The 17,769-nt window shown below is 66.8% G+C and carries 16 protein-coding genes; 9 read left to right on the top strand and 7 right to left on the bottom strand.

Translation table 11 applies throughout. The annotated features are described in order from the left end of the window. Positions 1 to 12: 12 nt before the first annotated feature. A complete protein-coding gene (locus KA712_02290) occupies positions 13 to 912 on the bottom strand; it encodes a hypothetical protein (GenBank protein MCG5051765.1) in 900 nt (299 codons plus the stop codon). Between the two features lie 53 nt (positions 913 to 965). Here KA712_02290 and KA712_02285 point away from each other — a divergent pair, with 53 nt between their 5' ends. Further along, entirely contained in the window at positions 966 to 2,837 is a 1,872-nt protein-coding gene (locus KA712_02285; protein ID MCG5051764.1) for a RecQ family ATP-dependent DNA helicase, read from the top strand. Here the strand turns inward: KA712_02285 and KA712_02280 are convergent. The 4 genes from KA712_02280 to KA712_02265 all read right to left on the bottom strand — a co-directional run bounded on the left by KA712_02280 (position 2,818) and on the right by KA712_02265 (position 9,315). Then, positions 2,818 to 4,770 carry a DUF2330 domain-containing protein gene (locus KA712_02280; protein MCG5051763.1) on the bottom strand — a complete coding sequence of 651 codons (1,953 nt, stop codon included), beginning with the start codon at positions 4,768 to 4,770 and terminating at the stop codon, positions 2,818 to 2,820. The genes KA712_02285 and KA712_02280 overlap by 20 nt on opposite strands. A 49-nt stretch (positions 4,771 to 4,819) precedes the next feature. Further along, entirely contained in the window at positions 4,820 to 5,662 is an 843-nt protein-coding gene (locus KA712_02275) for a mechanosensitive ion channel (GenBank protein MCG5051762.1), read from the bottom strand. Between the two features lie 113 nt (positions 5,663 to 5,775). Beyond that, the gene (katG, locus tag KA712_02270) at positions 5,776 to 7,962 is read right to left on the bottom strand and encodes a catalase/peroxidase HPI (protein ID MCG5051761.1); all 2,187 of its coding nucleotides are present in this window, start codon (positions 7,960 to 7,962) and stop codon (positions 5,776 to 5,778) included. Positions 7,963 to 8,331: 369 nt separating this feature from the next. Continuing rightward, entirely contained in the window at positions 8,332 to 9,315 is a 984-nt protein-coding gene (locus KA712_02265; protein MCG5051760.1) for an AraC family transcriptional regulator, read from the bottom strand. 78 nt (positions 9,316 to 9,393) lie between these two features. Between KA712_02265 and KA712_02260 the strand changes: the two genes are divergently transcribed. Continuing rightward, entirely contained in the window at positions 9,394 to 10,251 is an 858-nt protein-coding gene (locus tag KA712_02260) for an NAD(P)H-binding protein (protein ID MCG5051759.1), read from the top strand. Positions 10,252 to 10,276: 25 nt separating this feature from the next. Here KA712_02260 and KA712_02255 read toward each other — a convergent pair whose 3' ends face one another. Next, a complete protein-coding gene (locus tag KA712_02255) occupies positions 10,277 to 10,744 on the bottom strand; it encodes a GreA/GreB family elongation factor (protein MCG5051758.1) in 468 nt (155 codons plus the stop codon). A gap of 136 nt (positions 10,745 to 10,880) precedes the next feature. Between KA712_02255 and KA712_02250 the strand changes: the two genes are divergently transcribed. The 7 genes from KA712_02250 (at position 10,881) to KA712_02220 (ending at position 16,644) form a co-directional block, all read left to right on the top strand. Beyond that, entirely contained in the window at positions 10,881 to 12,596 is a 1,716-nt protein-coding gene (locus KA712_02250; GenBank protein ID MCG5051757.1) for a DUF1592 domain-containing protein, read from the top strand. 22 nt (positions 12,597 to 12,618) lie between these two features. Continuing rightward, a complete protein-coding gene (locus KA712_02245; protein ID MCG5051756.1) occupies positions 12,619 to 14,058 on the top strand; it encodes a DUF1552 domain-containing protein in 1,440 nt (479 codons plus the stop codon). Between the two features lie 167 nt (positions 14,059 to 14,225). Continuing rightward, on the top strand, positions 14,226 to 14,711 hold the full coding sequence (locus tag KA712_02240; protein ID MCG5051755.1) for a PEGA domain-containing protein: 486 nt from the start codon (positions 14,226 to 14,228) through the stop codon (positions 14,709 to 14,711). Between the two features lie 84 nt (positions 14,712 to 14,795). Continuing rightward, the gene (locus KA712_02235; GenBank protein MCG5051754.1) at positions 14,796 to 15,152 is read left to right on the top strand and encodes a hypothetical protein; all 357 of its coding nucleotides are present in this window, start codon (positions 14,796 to 14,798) and stop codon (positions 15,150 to 15,152) included. Beyond that, a complete protein-coding gene (locus KA712_02230) occupies positions 15,134 to 15,940 on the top strand; it encodes a hypothetical protein (protein ID MCG5051753.1) in 807 nt (268 codons plus the stop codon). The genes KA712_02235 and KA712_02230 overlap by 19 nt, the downstream gene beginning before the upstream one ends. 66 nt (positions 15,941 to 16,006) lie before the next feature. Next, positions 16,007 to 16,456: a nucleotidyltransferase family protein gene (locus KA712_02225; GenBank protein ID MCG5051752.1), complete on the top strand. Its 450-nt coding sequence runs from the start codon at positions 16,007 to 16,009 to the stop codon at positions 16,454 to 16,456. Positions 16,457 to 16,467: 11 nt separating this feature from the next. After that, a complete protein-coding gene (locus KA712_02220) occupies positions 16,468 to 16,644 on the top strand; it encodes a hypothetical protein (protein MCG5051751.1) in 177 nt (58 codons plus the stop codon). 8 nt (positions 16,645 to 16,652) lie between these two features. Here the strand turns inward: KA712_02220 and KA712_02215 are convergent, their stop codons facing one another. Beyond that, the gene (locus tag KA712_02215) at positions 16,653 to 17,543 is read right to left on the bottom strand and encodes a hypothetical protein (protein ID MCG5051750.1); all 891 of its coding nucleotides are present in this window, start codon (positions 17,541 to 17,543) and stop codon (positions 16,653 to 16,655) included. Positions 17,544 to 17,769: the final 226 nt, after the last annotated feature.

Below are 17,769 nucleotides of genomic sequence, written 5' to 3'. Positions count from 1 at the left end.
GACGCTACGGCTTCAGCGGATCTTCCGGTTGCCCTTGCCGCGTCCCGTGCCAGGCCGCACCCGGGCCGCATGCCGCAGAGGCTTGGCGCTCGCCTCCAGGGCGGCCCGCAGTTCGTCCACCACCACGCCCCGTTGCCCCACGTTGCGCAGCCTGACGAGGGCGTTCGAGAGCGTCTCACGCACGTCGGGGCGCTCGGCGCGCGCGCACTCCTCGGCGAACCAGACCTGCGCCGCTTCACCCTTTTGCGTGATGACGGCGGCCAAGGTGGGGGGCAGCGATGAGAGCACCGAGCGGCGGAACCAGGAGCGCTCGGCCGAACGCGGCGCTTCGGCCATCTCTTCGAGGGTGCGCGAGAGGAAGGCAAAAAGCCCCTCGTCGTCATGCAAGTTCTCGAGCACGTGGGTGTCGCCGAAGGCCTTGACCGCCAGCGCGAGCGCCGCATAGCGATCTTCCCGATCCTCGGTGTCCGCCCAGGCCTGGGCGTTGGCGAGCAAGGCAGCGGCTTGCTCAGGGCGCGCGGCCAAAGACACGACGGCATCGAGCACGCCCACCAGCACTTGCGGCCGTACGTCGGCGGCGAGTTGGCCCAAGGCCGCCCAGGCGGGCCGGACTTCGCGCCCTGCCCGTAAGCGCCCCGCCCAGCCGTGCGCCGCGGCCACGGGCAAAAACGCCCGCGGCGAATCGTCGGCGGAGTCTTCGGCCCCCAGATGGTCGAGCAGGGGGGCCAAGGTGCCGGGCTTGTCGCCCAGCTCGGCCCCAAAGGCGGCGGCCAGGCGCACGTTGGGCATGGGACCGGGCAGCCCGCCCGCGCGGGCGAGCAGATCCTCGAGGCGCGCGGGACGGCCCGCCAGGGCCTCATCCAGGGCGTGAATCAACGCTTCGCTTTTTAGCCCTTCGTCCGCCGAGGCCATGGGGGTAACAAGGTATCATCCGCGCGCTCCCGCGCCACGCCCCGCCCTCCAAGATGACCGCCCGCCCCGATTCCCCCGAAGTCATTCTGCGCACCGTCTTCGGCCTGCCGGGCTTCCGCCCGGGGCAAGCCCGCGCGGTGGCCGCCGTGACGGAGGGGCGCGACGCGGTGGTGCTCTTGCCCACGGGGGGCGGCAAATCTCTGTGTTTCCAGGTCCCTGCCCTGGTGGCGCGCCGGCGCGGGCAAGGCACCACCGTGGTGATCTCGCCGCTCATCGCGCTGATGCACGATCAGGTGAGCGCGCTCAGGGGCCTCGGGGTGGCGGCCGCTGCGATGAACAGCCACCAGGACGAGGCCAGCCGCCGTGACACCGTTCGTAGCCTGCTCGCCGGAGCGCTCGACTTGCTTTACGTCTCGCCGGAGCGGGCGGCGCTCGAGAGCTTCCGACGCCTGCTCGCGCGCGTGCCCATCGCCTTGCTGGCGATCGACGAGGCCCATTGCCTGAGCCAGTGGGGACACGATTTTCGCCCGGAGTATCTGCGGCTCGGCGAGCTGCGCGCGCTCGTGTCCTGCCCCGTGATTGCGCTCACCGCGACGGCCACGCCGCGGGTGATGGACGAGATCGTCACGAGCTTGCACCTGCGCGAGCCCGAGCGGGTACGGGGTGATTTTTCCCGCCCGAACCTGCGTTTTTGCGTGCGTCCCCTGCGCACCGATGTGGCACGGCTCGAAAATCTCGTCGCGACCGTGCGCGATCACCTCGGCGAAGGACGGAAGGCCGAGGGGCGCGCGATCATCTACTGCAGCACGCGCAAAAAAGCCGAAAGCGTCACGAAGGCCCTGAAGTCAGCCGGCATCGCCACCGGCTACTACCACGCCGGGCGCACGAAGCTGGCTCGCGAACGGGCGCAGCTTTCGTTCGAGGCCCGGCGCACGCGGGTGCTCGTGGCCACGAACGCCTTCGGCATGGGCATCGACTATCCGGACGTGCGGCTGGTGGTGCACTTTCAGTGTCCGGGAAGCCTCGAGGCCTACTACCAGGAGGCGGGTCGCGCGGGACGCGACGGCAAGCCCGCAAGCTGTGTGCTCTATTTCGGCCCCGCCGATCTCGTCACGCAACGCCGCCTGCAAGACAAGACGGCCAGCGGCACGAAGGGCGCCCTTCTGGACGCGGCGCTCGCGTCGATCGAGCAGTACACGCGCGCGCAGGTCTGCAGGCAGGTGCTGCTGTGCGCGCACTTCACGGGCAGCGAAGCGCATCCCGCCTGCGGCCAGTGCGACGTGTGTTCCGGAACGGCCGAGGCGGAACCCGACCGCAAGCCGCACGTACCCGCCCCCACCCTCGCGCTTCCCGAAGCGGCGCGCGCCGTGATCGTGGAGGCTGTAGGCGCCCTGGCGCGCCCGGTGGGAAAAACCAACTTGGCCCGCGCGTTGCGGGGCAGCCGCGCGCGACCCCTGGCGCGGCTGGGTCTGATGCAGCTCGCGCACCACGGCCAGCTGCGTGCGTACGACGAAAAAGCCATCGTGGCCGCCATCGACGAGCTGCTCGCGGCCGGCACGCTCGTACGCAAGGGCGTCAAGTACCCCACGGTGTGGCTGCCGGGCAAAGCCGTGCGGGCAAGCGCACACGAGCCGCGCAAGGACCCCACGACCCGGACGCGCCCCCGACGCCCCCTTTACAACGATTTCGTGCGCAGCCTCGAAAACTACCGCAAGCGCATGGCCCGCAAGCTCAAGTGGAAGCCCTATATGGTCTTTCAGCAGCGGGTGATCGCGGCGCTCGACGAAGCGCGCCCGGCCTCCCGTTCGGCGCTGGCGAAGATCCCGGGACTCGGGCCCTCCCGCATCGAGCGCTTCGGGGCCGACCTGCTCGACCTCGTGCGCGCGCACGAACGCACAGCTCCTGTCAACGGGCCGAAGGCGTAGTCCGCTCACCGCGGCGCCTTTTGCGCGCTGCCACAAGCAGCGCCAGGCCCATCAGCGTGGCCGACGCACCCGCAGAAGCGCCGCCCCCGCCCACCCGACACCCACAGCCCGCATCGGCCGGTGATCCGTCGCCGTTGACCATCACCACCGGGGGCGTCCTGCCTGCCCCGCCGGGATCCAGGTTCGAGCCCGTGCGTTCGTCGGGCATACCGCCCGCCGTGGGAAGGTCCTTGGGCGCGGCCCCCAGATCCCCGCTGGTGATCTCCTCGGCCGTTTTGGTCATGAGGAGGGTATCGATGTACGCCGCCTGCGCGCGGGTGAGGAAAACGGGCGTCTGGTTCGGCCGCGTCAACGCGATGTGCTCGGCGCTGGGTTCGCCCTGACCCACGCCCCACGGCGTGCCGCCGAACGGCGAGATCTCGCTCACGAACTGAATGACGTCACCCGAGGGCAGCGCCAGCCGGCCGTCCAGGATGCGCCCCCCTTCGCAGCGGCCCGTGCCCTCCGCCACGTGCACGTTGCTCACGTCGGGCAGATTCGGGCTCAGGGTGAAAAAGGGGTCACGGTTCATCTCGTCGGGCGACACCGTCGAAAACAGCCGCGTGAGGTAGGGCGCAGCGTCCAGCAGGGCCTGCGCCTCGCGCAGGGGCTGAACGAGCCGGGTCTCGAGGGCCTGCGCCAGCGCGGCCCCGTCCACCGTCAGCAGAGCCAGGCGCTCGGCATGCTCTTCAGGAAAGCTGTAAATGAACGTGTCTTGCGGCGCGAGGTCCGCTGGCAAGGGCGCGTATTGGCGCAGCAGCGACAGCACGATCCCGCTCGAGCCCTGAGGCAAGGACCCCGACAGCACCGAAACCGCTTGAATGGCCGCGCGCGCGTTCGTGGCTGCACGCACCGACGCAAGGTCGTACGCACCCAGGCGCCACAGCGTGCCCGCGAACTCAGGAGGCATGGCGCCTGCGAACTCCGTGATGAAGCCGTGGCCGGCCGCCTCGTTCACCGCAGCCGTCGCGAGGGCGGGGTAGTTGAACCCTCCCGAGAACCAATCGATCTGACGAGGGTTCACCTCGACGTGAAACCAGTTTTTCGGAATGGCCCGCGAAGCGCCTACCACGAAGATGCGAATGGGCATGTCCGGCGTGGCGGCAATGCGGGTCAGCACGAGCGGCACGCAGCCCTCGGGCTCGTCGAGCTCCAACGACAGGGGCACGATCTCTCCCACCCCCGTGTTCTGTCGCAGCTTGATCGCCACGAAGTGCATCTGCTTGTCGACGTAATGGCGTATGGCGGGCAAGGCCGCGGGGGGCTGGTCGTAGCCGTTGTCGGTCAGCCACTTCGAAAGGGCCTCGGCATCGGTGGCGCTCAAGATGGCCGCGTCGTAGGGCCCCACGTCCTCACGCGAGAGGACCATCACGCCCGGCGCATCGTTGCCGGCGACGGGCGCCCCCGCATCCGCTGCCCCTGCCGCGGAGGGAAAGGAAAAGGCGGCGCAGGACTGAACCTCGGGGGACCAGTTCACCTGAAAGCTGGGGTTCGTACGGTTGCGAAGCAAGGCAAAGAGCGCCTCGCTGCCCACGCCAAGCTTCGGCACCGAGGCCACGGGGACCACCCACGCGAAGCGCTCCGCGGTGCCCGTGTAAGAGATGCGCACGTGTGCGGTCACCTTGCCCGGGGACAGCGCAAACGCCACCTCTTCTGCGCTTTGGTCTATGGGTGCGCTCGCGCAGAAGAAGCCCCCACACGCGCGGGCGACGCTTGGGCCTGCCGCCCACGCACAGACGAAGATTCCCACCGCGAGCCAGTTCCGTGACATGCCCGATGCGGCCAGCAAGTTCCGCGCCAACGCACCGGTTCCCTCTTTTTCGGCCCCTCCGCCCGTCTCGCGCCGGTGGCGTCTCGCCGCATGCGACAAGACCACGACACGAACGTCACGCATCCTCGAGAAACCACGGGAGGTCGAGCCGGGTCCACCGGCAAGCCCACCCTCAAGCCAGCTTCGCGCTCTGCCCCGACTTGATGTGAACGTCCCGCTGAGGGAAAGGAATGCTGATGCCTTCTTGGTCGAAGGCCAACTTGACCCTCTCAGTGAAGTCAAAGCGCACGTTCCAGTAGTCGTCGGGCTTGACCCAGGGGCGCACGACGAGGTCCACACCGTGCGGCCCCAGCTCGGAAACCGCTATCACAGGTACCGGCTCGGCCAAGATGCGTGTCTCCTCTTTGACGAGCTTGTCGAGCAGCGCCTTGGCCTTGGGAATGTCGTCCTGGTACGAAATCCCGAAGACCATGTCCACCCGACGCGTTTCGATGTCGCTGAAGTTGGTGATGGTGGCGCTGAGGATCTGAGAGTTGGGCACGATGAACTTGCGGTTGTCGGGCCCGAACAAGATCGTGGTGAAGAGCTGAATTTCGGCCACGGTTCCCGCCGTGCCCCCGGCTTCCACGAAGTCACCGACTTTGAACGGACGGAACAAGATCAGCAGCACACCCGCAGCGAAGTTGGACAGCGAGCCTTGCAGCGCCAGACCCACCGCGAGGCCCGCGGCCCCCAGCACCGCCAGGAACGAGGCCGTCTGAACGCCAAGCTGGCTCAGCACGGCCAGCCCCACCGCCGCCAGGAGCGCCGAATAGGTCAGGTTGCGCAGGAAGCGCACGAGAGTGCCGTCCACCTTCGCACGCACGAGCGCGCTCTCGGCCACGCGCGACACCCAGCGCGCCATCCAACGGCCGACCAGCAGGATGGCCAGGGCCCCCAGCACACGCAGCCCGTACTCCACGGAGAGGCCGTACAGAACCTGCGCCATCTTGTTCACGTCGAGATCAACGTCCATGCCGGTCGGTATACCTCAGCGGCCGTTTCGAAGGCGTGACAACCGCGCGCACGCAAAACAAAAAAGGCGCCGGGGCCATCCCGACGCCTCTTTTAGCCCTTCGCGAGGGGCGTTCAGCGCTTGGCGACGAGGCCGCTTGGCTTCGGCGCGAGGTCGAAGCGATCGAGGTTCATCACCTTGTTCCAGGCCGCCACGAAATCCTTGACGAACTTCTCCTTGGCATCGTCGGCGGCATACACCTCGACGATGGCACGCAGTTGGGAGTTCGAGCCGAAGACGATGTCCACGCTGGTCCCCGTCCATTTGACGGCGCCCGTGTCGCGCACCTTACCCTCGTAGACCAAGTCGTCCTGGGCAGACTTCTGCCACACCACGCCCATGTCGACGAGGTTCACGAAGTAATCGTTGGTGAGCGTTCCGGGACGGCTCGTGAACACACCATGCTTCGAGCCGTCGTAGTTCGCGCCCAGCGCGCGCAGACCACCCACGAGCACCGTCATCTCCGGGGCCGTGAGGTTGAGCAGGTCGGCCTTCTCCACGAGGAGCTCCGGAGCAGGACGTTCCTGCTCCTTGCCCACGAAGTTCCGGAAGCCATCCGCCCGGGGCTCCAGCACCGCAAAAGATTCCACGTCGGTCATCTCCTGGGTGGCATCCGCACGGCCTGGCTTGAAGGGCACCTTGACCGGGACACCCGCGCGCTTCGCCGCGTCCTCGATGGCCGCCACACCACCCAGCACGATGAGGTCCGCGAGGGAGATCTTCTTCCTTCCAGCCTTCTTGTTGAACGCGGCCTGCACCCCCTCGAGGGCCGCGAGCACCCGGGCGAGTTCAGCGGGCTGGTTCACCTCCCAGCCCTTCTGCGGAGCCAAGCGCAGGCGTGCGCCATTCGCGCCTCCGCGCAGGTCGGTGTCGCGGTACGTGGACGCCGACGCCCACGCGGTCTTCACGAGGTCAGAGGTGGAGAGCCCTGAGGCCAGGATGCGCCGCTTGAGGTCGGCGATGTCAGCCTCACCCACGAGGGCATGGTCGACGACGGGCACGGGATCCTGCCACAGCTGAGGCTTGGGCACTTCGGGCCCGAGCAAGCGCACGTGAGGGCCCATGTCGCGGTGAGTGAGCTTGAACCACGCCCGCGCGAAGGCGGCCTCGAACTCCTTGGGGTTTTCGTAAAACCGCTTCGAGATGGGCCCGTAGACGGGGTCCATCTTGAGGGCGAGGTCCGTGGTGAACATCACGGGCTTGTGGCGCTTGGTGGCGTCGTGAGCGTCCGGAACCATCCGGTCGATGTCGCCCTTGGGACGCCACTGCTTGGCCCCGCCGGGGCTCTCGGTGAGCTCCCACTCGAACTCGTAAAGGTTCTCGAAGTACTGGTGCGACCACTTCACGGGTGTGAAGGTCCAGGCGCCCTCGAGGCCGCTCGTGATCGTATCGGCGCCCTTTCCCTTGCCGTAGCTGTTCTTCCAGCCAAGGCCTTGCTCTTCGAGCGAAGCGCCCTCGGGCTCACGCCCGACGTACTTCCCCGCGTGGGCCGCACCGTGTGCCTTGCCCAGGGTGTGACCGCCGGCGATCAAGGCCACCGTCTCTTCGTCGTTCATGGCCATGCGGCCGAAAGTGGTGCGGATGTGGTGAGCCGCGGCAAGCGGATCGGGATTGCCGTTCGGGCCCTCGGGGTTGACGTAGATGAGCCCCATCTGGGTGGCACCGAGAGGACGCGCCAAGGTTTTGCCCCCGTCGGAGAAACGTTCATCGGCAAGCCACTGGGTTTCGGGCCCCCAGTTGATGTCCGTGGGCTCGTAAACATCTTCCCGACCGCCACCGAAGCCCAGGGTTTGAAAGCCCATCGATTCGAGAGCCACGTTGCCCGTGAGCACCATCAAGTCAGCCCACGAGAGGCTGCGCCCGTACTTTTGCTTCAGGGGCCACAGCAAACGTCGCGCCTTGTCGAGGTTGGCGTTGTCGGGCCAGCTGTTGAGGGGTGCGAAGCGAATGGTTCCCGAAGCCGCCCCCCCGCGGCCGTCGGTGATCCGGTAGGTGCCGGCGCTGTGCCAGGCCAAACGGATCATGAGACCACCATAGTGGCCCCAATCGGCCGGCCACCATTCCTGAGAGGTGGTGAGGACCTTCTCGATGTCTTTCTTCACCGCGGCCAAGTCGAGCTTGGCGAACGCTGCCCGATAATCGAAGGACTCGTCGACAGGATCGCCCTTGGGAGCGTTCTCCTTGAGAACGCGCAGATCGAGGCGGTTGGGCCACCAGTCCTCGACCTTGTAGGCAGATATTCGCTTCTCGCTGGGCGCCATGGCCTCGGCAGGCTTGGCTTCCTCGGGAGGGGCAGAAGGTTCCGACGTGGCCACAGGGCCAGGTGCGGGGGTCTGCTTCGTCGGGGCCGCGCAGCCAAGCGTCGTGGCTGAAAAAGCCAAGGCCACAGCGGCTGTTGCGAAAAAGCGCGACGGGGCCAGGCCCATCGCTCCTGTCGTTTTTTGAAGTCGGTTCATTCTCATCTTGCTTCACTTGCTCCTGAGGCGGTCATCCATTCCACGCGGCCGAGCACCGCGCATCGAAACGAGGGAATGGTAAGCCCTTCGATGTCCTGGTGCGCACATTTTCGTCTCACCCACCGCCCTATGGGCGTACGGGGCCTACGTTTCCCCACCGTCAATTGACAGGCTTCACCGTCGTTCGACCGTCTTCCGGAACGCGCGGGGTGAGGCGCCCATCATGCGCTTGAACGCCTTGGAGAAGGCAAACGCATCAGCGTACCCCGTATGCGCGGCAAGCTCTTGCAAGGAAGGATCGTTCGTCTTCATCAGGTCGACCGCGCGCTGGACCCGCAGGCGCGTGAGGTAGTGAAAAGGCGTTTCGCCCGTCAGGCTCTTGAAGCGGGCCGCAAACGCCGCACGCGACAGCCCCGCCTGTTGCGCCAGGCTCTCCAACGTCCAGTCCCGAGCCACCTCGGAGTGCATGGCCTCGAGGGCCCGGCCGAGCCCCGGATCTCGGAGCGCACGCGACCAGCTGGGCCCGAGGGTCGCACGCACGCTCTCCTCGGCCATCCAGTGGCGAAGCAACGCCACGAAGAGCAGGTCCGTCAGCCTGTGTAAAACGATCTCGCGACCCGGTTGCTCGTTCTTTAGCTCGGCGGTGAGCAGCAAGAGCGCCGCTTGAAGCGCAGACGGTGCGGGCACCTCTTCGGCGGTGAGCACGAAGAAGCGCGGCAGCGTATCGAAGAGCGGGTGGACCGCTTCGTTTTGAAAGGTGTAGACGCCGCACACCAAAGTGGAAAGCGGGCGTGCACCCCGCGGAGGCAAAGCGGCGTCGTGCTGCTGCGAAAACGCCTCGAGGCTCACGGCCGGTACCTCGGGCCCCGACGCAAGCTCGTGGGCTACACCCCGCCCGACCAAAAGCGCGTCGCCCCGTGACAACGACAGCGGCGCTTCGAGATGGGGCGAGCGCACCCACACCTGGCCCTGCGTGACGATGTGAAAGCCCGCGCTGCGGGGACAGGGAAAGTGGAGGCCCCACGGCGAATGAAAACTCGTTTGGTGCAACAAACGCCCCTCGAGCCGGGTCGAGGTGATCACGTCCGTGAGCAGGTCCACTTGGTAAAGTGTTGCAGAACCGGCAGAAGAATCCACCGAGACGATACTCGAAGACATGTATTTTGGACTTTTCTCCATTCTCGTCGTCGCCTCGAGTTCGTATCCTGATTCCAGGCACAACAAGGAGACCTGACGATGAGCAATGCGAAAGACATCTTGGTGGTGGGAGCCAGCGGCACGGTGGCCTCGAACGTCATTTCCGCTCTGGCGAGCACGGGACAGTCCGTTCGGGCCGGAACCCGCAACCCTGCCAAACAAGCCTCCCAAGAGGGCGTCACCTGGGTCGAGCTGGACATCGACCGCCCGTCCACGGTGCAGGCCGCCTTCGCCGGGGCGCGCCGCGCCTTCCTGCTGTCACCACCCGGCTACGCGAACCAGTACCCGATCCTGTCGCAGATGATCGCCGAGGCCAAAAAGAACGAGCTCGAGAAGGTCGTGATGATGACCGCGATGGGGGTCGACGCCGATCCCAGCATCCCGTTCCGGCGCGCCGAGCTCGAGCTCGAGGGCTCGGGCCTTCGCTACAACATCGTTCGCCCCACCTGGTTCATGCAGAACTTCAACACCTTTTGGCGTCACGGCATCGTCGCCGCTCACACCATCGCTCTGCCGGCGGCCGACGGGAAGGTGGGCTTCGTGGACGCGAGAGACATTTCCCAGACCGTGGCGGGCCTGCTGCTGGACGATACGCACGACAACCAGGCCTTCGATCTGACCGGTCCCGAGGCCATCACCCACGCTCAGGCCGCCGAGATCCTCGCGGCCGCCACGGGGCTTCCCATTCGGTACGAAAACGTCTCGCCCGAATCGTTCAAACAAACGCTGCTCCAGGTGGGGCTGCCGGCCGACTACGCCGACCTCTTGGTGCAGCTTTTTGCGGGTGTGCGCGCGGGCTGGGCGAACCGCACCACGCCCAGCGTCGAGCGGGTCACCGGCAAGCCGCCCCGCAGCCTGCAGACGTACGCCCACGACTACAAGCAAAGCTGGCTGTAGGCGACCCCTGCGCCGGGCAAGCAGCCTAGCCCACGAAGCTGATCACCCACTCGTGGGCGTCGCCTTGCAGGTCAACCTCGATCTCGTCGCCCTCGCGCTTGCCCATCACGGCACGCCCGATGGGCGACTGCGGGGTGACCACCGAGAGAAAGCCGTCTCCGCCTGGCCCGGTCAGCTCGGTGCCCGCCCCCACCGGGGCCAAAAAGAAGGTTCGCCCCTGGCTCCCGTCCTCCACCTCCACGATGGCGCCCAGCGCGATCCGCGAGCCCGGGGGCAGGGGCTTGGGGCGAAACGAATCCAGCACGGCCGTTTCGTGGTAACTGCGTTCGGCGCGCACGGCCTGGGCGCGGGCCAAATTGGCGCTGCGCAGCCGGTTGTCGGTGCCAGCGGCGGTCTTCACGCCCACCACGGCACCCTCGGTGGCCTTGACGGCCACCCGCGCGGAGGTCTGCAGGTGCTGCCTGAGCTGCTCGACGAGAAAGCTCTTGTCCATGGGTCCGAGCCTAAAGTCGGCCCGGCGGGTGCCGCAAAAAACCGGACAGCCTAAGCCGCATCGCATCGTGGCCCCGAGGCTCGGATGATTGATCCTTGTCAACCCACGCGCCGGTCCTTGGTGGCAACAGAGGCGCATGAGGATCTCATCCGATCTACGCCCCCGGACCCTTCGTGCGGCGGCCCTTACCGCGGGGATGGCGCTTGCCCTCCTCGTGGGCTGCAGCGGATCCGTCGGCCCCAAAGCGGCTTCCACCGACGAGCCCGAGCCCGAACCCGAGCCCGAACCCGGGGAGCCCGCGAAGCCCGACGAGACGCCCGTGGGTCCCCCCCCCGACCCGATCAAGGACGAGGCGATCACCCAGCCCTCCTGCGGCATCGCGGCGGTGTCCCCCCGCCTTCGGCGCTTGAGCAACTTCGAGCTCGTCAACTCGGTTCGGGACCTCTTCGGCGCCGAGGTGGCCCCCACGGTGGCCGCGCACCTCGTGGGCGACAACCAGGTGAGCCACTACGACAACAACGAAAAGGTGCAAACCGTGCTCGCCGCCGAGGCCAAGGGGTATCTGCGGTTTGCGGAGGATCTCGCCGGAAAGCTTACCGCCGATGTTGCTGGGCTCACAAAGTGCGGCGCCAACGACAAAGCCTGCCTCGAGACCTACCTGACCCAGATCGCGTACCGGGCCTACCGGCGGCCCCTCTCGGACAGCGAAAAGGCCCGCCTGGTGGGCCTTTTCAACGATCTCGCGGACAAGTTCGACACGCAAACCGGGATGTCAGCAGGACTCGAGTTCGTGCTGCAAGCGCCCGAGTTTCTCTACAAACGCGAGGGCGTGGACAGCAAAAACGCTTTCGACGTGGCCACGCGGCTGTCCTACTTGCTGTGGGGCAGCTTGCCCGACGCCGAGCTTTTCGCCGCGGCCGAAGCCGACAAGCTCCGCGAGCCCTCCGAGCTCGAAGCGCAAACACGCCGCATGCTGGACGACCCGCGCGCCCGCAGCAGCGTCAAACACTTCTTCCACCAACTGCTCTTGCTCGAAGAGGTGGACCAGCGGCCCAAGGACACCGCGCTCTTCCCCAGTTACGATGAATCCACGGTGAAGGCCCTGCATGCGCAGGCGGATCGCTTCATCGAACACGTCGCGTTCGACGAGGGAGTCAAACCGCTGGAGCTCTTTGGCGCCCACTACAACTTCTACGATCAGAAGCTGGGCACCCTTTACGGCAAGGACGCGAAGGCAAACACCTTCGAGAAAAAAGACGAGGATCCCACCCGCTCGGCCGGCATCCTCACGTCCGGCGCCGTGCTCGCGGGCACGGCTTTGTCGGACATCTCGTCACCGATTCTGCGCGGCAAGCTGGTGCGCGAGCGCATCCTGTGCACCGAGATCGCCCCGCCCTCCACGCCGGTGCCGGACCTTCCCGCCTCGGACACGGCCGAAACCACGCGCGAGATCTTCGAGCAGCACTCGAAGGATCCCGCCTGCAACGGCTGCCACCGCTACCTGGATCCCATCGGTTTTGCCTTCGAGAACTTCGACGCCATCGGGCGCTGGCGCGACAAGTACCCGAGCGGCGCCAACGTGGACGCAACGGGAGAGCTGGCAGAGGCCGGCGACGCCTCAGGTACGATCTCGGGCGTGGGAGAGCTGGGCGACAAGTTGGGGGCCAGTGATTTCGTCGCCCGCTGCATGGCGCGGCAGATGCTGCAGTTTTCCGTGGGTCGCGATCTGACGGCCCAAGACCAATGCGCCATGGACTGGCTGGCCTGGGATCTCGGCAACGGCGGATCGGCAAGCGTGGTCTCGGCGCTCGAGCGCATCGCCACGAGCGCCCTCGTAACTGGACGACCCTGACCCTTCGAGGAGTGCACTACATATGAGTTCCATCAAAAGCGTGAAGACAACCCGTTTCGGCCGACGTGCGGTGCTCCGGGCGGCCGGGGCTTCCGTGGCGCTGCCTTTCCTCGATTCGTTGCTGACCGCAGAGCGTGTGGCTCATGCCGCGCGACCCACTCGCTTCGTGATCTGGTTCCAGCCCGACGGCAACATGGAACCCAAGGAATTGGGTGGCGAAAAGTGGTGGCCCACGGGTGGGGGCTCGAGCTTTCAGTTGAACGATCACACGGCGCCTCTGGGGCCGGTCAAGGACGACCTGGTCTTCCTCAAGGGCGTACACAACGATGCGTCGAAGTTCTTGAGCGTGGGCAGCGTGCACGGCGGCCTGCTGGCGTCGATGCTCACGGGCGCCGGCAAGGACTCGATCGATCAGGTCGTGGCAGACAAAATCGCAAACGGACGCAGCTTGCAGCTGGGCGTGGCCACCGAAAACAACGGCCGCGCCGATACGCGCATGAGCTACCGCGGGGGCAACATGGTGTCTCCGCAGGGCAATCCGTTCACCGTCTATGCCGAGCTTTTTGGCGGCACGCCCCCCACGGGCGGCGGCACCACCACCCCGGGGGGTGGAACGCCCAGCGGCGGCGACATGGCGCTTTACCGGCTTCACCGCCGACGCCAAAGCGTGCTCGACGCCATCAAGGGTCAGATCGACGACGTCAAAAAGGTGCTGGACCAGGCTGACCGTACGAAGCTGGAACAGCACACGGAATCCATTCGCAAGGTGGAAAGCGATCTCATCGACCTCAAGGTGCTGGAAGACGAAGGCCGCGGGGGCTCCACCATCGTGATCCCCGGAGGCACGTCGTGTGGCGCCCGGCCCGCGCTCGACATGCGCGGGCTGGCAGAAGGGCACAAGTGGACTGACACGGTGACCAGCATGGACAAAATCGCCGCCATCCAGCACGACCTTCTGTTGACGGCCATTCACTGCGAAAAACATCGTGTGGCCACGGTGATGTTCATGAAGGGGCGGGATGATCAGCAGACGTACGAGTTCCTGCCGATCAGCTCCAGCAGCAAAAACACGGCCCAACACAAGTTCGCACACGCCTGGCACAAGGCGAGTGGTGACTACTCCGTTCCGGACGGCCGCAAAGACTACCCTGTGGTGCTCAAGTGGCGCGCGGAGCTGTTCCGGGATCTCATCTTGGCGATGAAGGCCCGCGACGACGGCGAGGGCAGCACGCTCTTCGACAACACGCTCATGGTGTGGACGAGCGACATGGGCCTCGGCAACCCTCACGACCCCAAGAACATGACCATGGTCTGGACGGGCAAGGCCGGCGGCAAGCTGCGGCTCGGGCGCTATCTGAGCTTCAACGATCCCCACTCGAAGGCGTGGGTCTCGGCAGCCCAGATGGTGGGCGCCAACATCTCGTCGTTCGGGCGGGACGGCAACGGCCCGCTCTCGATCTGAGGGTCGCCGACCCGGGTTCTTCGGGCCGCGACACGGCGTCGCGGCCCGGAGGGCGCGTGGGCCGCGGGGCCGCGTTGGCAATTCGCGAGGCGCAGATTGACGCCCGGCATGGTCAGCTGGCAGCATGCCGACCGATCATGCCCAACATCCGAAAACTCTCCTAACGTTTGACAGCCGCCGTGACGCTCGCCGCTCTGACGAGCGCTTGTGCCAGCAGCACGGTCATCCGCAGCGAACCCTCCGGGGCGAAGCTGTACCTCAACGGCGAGCCGGTTGGCCGCACGCCCTATACGATGACGGACACGAAAATCGTGGGCAGCACGACCACCGTTCACATGGAGCTCGATGGCTACGAATCCGTCGACGGCGTCATCAGCCGCAACGAAGAGTTCGACGTGGGCGCGTGCATCGGCGGGGTGTTCCTGCTCGTGCCCTTCCTCTGGATCATGCGCTACAAGCCCGTGCATACCTTCGAGTTGCGGCCCCTCAACGGCTCGGGATACCCGCCGCCCGCGTGGCCGAGCGCGCCTCCGGCCGGATGGCAGCCGGGCGCCGTGCCCCAGGGCCCCCCTCCGGCAGCCGCCCCCCAGGCGCCCCCGCCGGGAGCTTGGGCGCCTCCCCCCCAAAGTGCACCGGCGCCTCGCACGCCCTGAACCAGGCCGGACGTGCGGCGCTTCGAGCCCTACCCGTGGTCATGCCTCGCTCTTCTATGGGCAAGCGGCTGCACGGTGGGGCTCATGAAGCGCCCCGAGATGAACGCGCTCGACGCGCGCTATCGGGTGGAGGGCGCCGCGGCGTGGTTCGGCGCCAGCGCCCCCGGGGCCACGCCCGCCCCCCCCTCGACCGCCGTGCGCACCTATCGCAACGTCATCAGGAAAGCCGTGGGGTCTTCTTGCCCGATGTACCCGTCTGATTCGGCGCTGTTCGCGTTGACGAGCCAACGCTGCGGTCCCTTGGTGGCGCTCACGCTGAGCGGTGCACACCTTCTCCTGGAGCCCAGCGCGCCGCTGGCTGGTCTGTCACCCGTGACCATCGAAGGACGGTTGCGGTGGTTTCACGCCCCCGCACATCGCTCATGTGGTTGGCTCTGGTAGCGGCCTTGTGGGCGTCCGAGGACGCGCCCCCGCATCGCCCCCCCGGGGTGGCCGCCGTGGTGGAGCGCCTGCAGGCGCAAAGGTACCTGGATGCGCACCTTCTGGCACAGGCCGCATCGCTGCAGGCAGCCGACGATACCGAGAGGGTCGAGCTTCTGCGTCTCGACAGCTTGGCTTTGTTCAGACTGGACGAGCGGGCCCATGCCCGCACGCTCTTAGAGAGGGGCTCCCGTCTGGCCCCGAGCGAAGCCGAGCGGCTGCACCTCGACACACTCATCGCCCTTTCCTTTCTCGAGGACAAAGACACACAGGCGTTCGAGGCACGTCTCGCCCGGCTTCCCGCAGAGCAGCAGGCGCGGCTTGGCCTGCTGGCAAAGCCCGAAGCGCCGACCTTTGCATCTGACCTGGCCAGGCTGCCGCTCGCGCCAGAGCTTCGGATGCACATCGCGGGCGCGCGGCAGGACTACCTGGAGGCGCGTGCGACCAAGTCGATCCCACTGGCCGCCGTTGCGAGCGCCCTCCTTCCCGGTGCCGGGCAAGCGTATTGCGGCGCCTGGCAGTCGGCGGCGCTGGCCTTGGTGTTGAACGCCGTTTTCATCACCGCCACCGTCGAGCTGGCGACACAAGATCTGCCCTTTTCTGCCACCGCCGCAGGGCTTGCCGCTTCGTTCTTCTACGTGGGCAACATCGTGAACGCAGCCCAGTTGGCCCAGCAGGCCAACCGCGCGCGCGCGGAGGCGCCCTACGAGGCGCTCGAGCGCGCGCTCATCCCGGCCGCCAACCCGTGAGCTTCCAGGCCACCGGCGGGCTGCCGCGCACCGCGTGCTGCTCGTGCCCGCGCTAGACTGTGCGAAATGGACCTCGCTTCGGAACTGAGGGCGGTGGTGGGTGCGCTCACGGCGCACGAAATTCCCTACGCCCTGGTGGGAGGGCTGGCGGTGGCGGTGTGGGGGGCCCCCCGGGCCACCAAGGATATCGACTTGCTGATTCGCCCCGAGAGCCTTGCAGGGGCGAAAAGCGTTCTTGCGCAGGTGGGGTACACGCTCGAAGCGGGGTTGATGGACTTCTCCGATGGGATGACGATGGCAAGGGTAAACAAGGTCAAAGACGGCGATCTCATGACCGTGGACCTTCTTTTCGTGAACGAAAACTTGCGCGAGGCCTGGGAGGGCAGGGCCACCCGCATGTTCGGGGACGTTCCGTTAGTGGTCGTTTCGCGTGAGGGGCTTCTTCAGATGAAGATGCAATCGGGACGGCCGCAAGACCGGATGGATGTCATCAAGCTCAGCGAGATGGATCGATGATTCACCTGGACATGAGCCCCGGTGCCATCGAGCAACGAATCGTTGCGGCCAGTGCCCTGTCCGACTTGCGGCCCGAGAGGCGACTCGACGCGAAGCTCGACATGTCCCCCGAAGGCATTGCAAAACGCATTCAAGAGGCCTCCGACCTTCGTACGCTATGCCATCAACTGGCGGCCTCGAAGGGCTGAGCGTCCCGTTACTCGTTCGCGTCGCCCCTTCGGACGGAGAGGTCGTCGTATTCGCAATTCGTCCCGGTGGTGTTCGCGAGAAAGATCTGAAGCCAGCGAAGGTCCGTCGGAAGCGTAAAGACGAACGAGCGCTCCGACCACGTAGGGCCGAACGGCTCGCTGTCACGCCTGATTTCGCCCGCACTGGCCCCTCCCTTGATGCCGATGCGGCAGCCGCCCTGCGGGGCGCGCCCCCACCCGGAGATCACGTAAGCCCTGCCCGGAACGAAACGTCCCAGATCCTGTTGCCACCAGCCGAGAAGGCTCGGCTCGAGCAAGCCGGTCATGCTCTCGTAGCCGGGCTCAAACAGCCCTCCTGTACCCCTGACGTTCTTCCAATCCAGAAGGCCCTTCTCGAAGCCGGCGTTGTCGACCAAGTTGGGGCCCTTGCCTGGGGGAATCTGACCGCCCCCCTCACCGCCCTGCCCCCCGAGGCCCGTCTGGCCGCCTTGCCCCACGGGGCCCATGCCACCGCCACCCGGCGATCCACCTTGCGTTCCCGGGTCTGGGGTTCCCCCCGTGCCCCCGGAGGCCGGAATGTCGCCGGATCCGCCGGCGCCCACGACGCCTCCCATGCCTCCGCCGCCAAGGGGCTGGCCGCCCGCTCCCCCGGACCCGTCGGAGCCGGTCTCGGGTTCCCCGACCACGGACGCGTCGGGCGAAACCATGCCGACGCTTCCTCCCGCACCTGGCACGATCCCCGTGTCGAGCAGAGGCTGCGCCCCCGCATCGAGCAGGTTGGGGTCGGGGTCAGCCGAGCCGATCCCTTCGGCCTCGACCGTGCAACCCACAAAAACCAGGAGGGCCAAAAGGCCCGAGAACGCCGTGAAACCGTCGACCGGCCGTACCCGAATGACCATGCCTGTGGGTATGCCACAACGGCAGGTAGCGCACAGGGTTGTTATGTAAGTCAATTGAGGGAGTCATGACAAAACACGATATTTCGCACCGATGAGCGGCGAGCCCCTGGCCCCGCGCGGGTGCCCGCAAGGGCTGTGCGTCCTGGGTCTTGGGCGCTCGGGGGAAGGCCCCGCGGGCGGGCCCGGTGCGCCCGTGATCACGTGTTAGGGTCCGATACGACGGAAC

The organism is Myxococcales bacterium, assembly GCA_022184915.1.
Classification (GTDB): domain Bacteria; phylum Myxococcota_A; class Polyangia; order Fen-1088; family Fen-1088; genus JAGTJU01.
Note: the sequence above shows the minus strand (reverse complement) of the source record. Positions and strands in the feature narration are given on the sequence as shown.

Excerpts from the sequence above, each read along its gene's own strand:
- KA712_02230 (MCG5051753.1), top strand. The coding sequence starts at position 15,134 with ATGTGGTTGGCTCTGGTAGCGGCCTTGTGGGCGTCCGAGGACGCGCCC.
- KA712_02280 (MCG5051763.1), bottom strand. The coding sequence starts at position 4,770 with ATGCGTGACGTTCGTGTCGTGGTCTTGTCGCATGCGGCGAGACGCCAC.
- KA712_02275 (MCG5051762.1), bottom strand. The coding sequence starts at position 5,662 with ATGGACGTTGATCTCGACGTGAACAAGATGGCGCAGGTTCTGTACGGC.
- KA712_02255 (MCG5051758.1), bottom strand. The coding sequence starts at position 10,744 with ATGGACAAGAGCTTTCTCGTCGAGCAGCTCAGGCAGCACCTGCAGACC.
- KA712_02235 (MCG5051754.1), top strand. The coding sequence starts at position 14,796 with ATGAAGCGCCCCGAGATGAACGCGCTCGACGCGCGCTATCGGGTGGAG.
- KA712_02265 (MCG5051760.1), bottom strand. The coding sequence starts at position 9,315 with ATGTCTTCGAGTATCGTCTCGGTGGATTCTTCTGCCGGTTCTGCAACA.
- KA712_02285 (MCG5051764.1), top strand. The coding sequence starts at position 966 with ATGACCGCCCGCCCCGATTCCCCCGAAGTCATTCTGCGCACCGTCTTC.
- KA712_02215 (MCG5051750.1), bottom strand. The coding sequence starts at position 17,543 with ATGGTCATTCGGGTACGGCCGGTCGACGGTTTCACGGCGTTCTCGGGC.
- KA712_02220 (MCG5051751.1), top strand. The coding sequence starts at position 16,468 with ATGAGCCCCGGTGCCATCGAGCAACGAATCGTTGCGGCCAGTGCCCTG.
- KA712_02245 (MCG5051756.1), top strand. The coding sequence starts at position 12,619 with ATGAGTTCCATCAAAAGCGTGAAGACAACCCGTTTCGGCCGACGTGCG.
- KA712_02290 (MCG5051765.1), bottom strand. The coding sequence starts at position 912 with ATGGCCTCGGCGGACGAAGGGCTAAAAAGCGAAGCGTTGATTCACGCC.
- KA712_02225 (MCG5051752.1), top strand. The coding sequence starts at position 16,007 with ATGGACCTCGCTTCGGAACTGAGGGCGGTGGTGGGTGCGCTCACGGCG.
- katG (MCG5051761.1), bottom strand. The coding sequence starts at position 7,962 with ATGGCGCCCAGCGAGAAGCGAATATCTGCCTACAAGGTCGAGGACTGG.
- KA712_02260 (MCG5051759.1), top strand. The coding sequence starts at position 9,394 with ATGAGCAATGCGAAAGACATCTTGGTGGTGGGAGCCAGCGGCACGGTG.
- KA712_02250 (MCG5051757.1), top strand. The coding sequence starts at position 10,881 with ATGAGGATCTCATCCGATCTACGCCCCCGGACCCTTCGTGCGGCGGCC.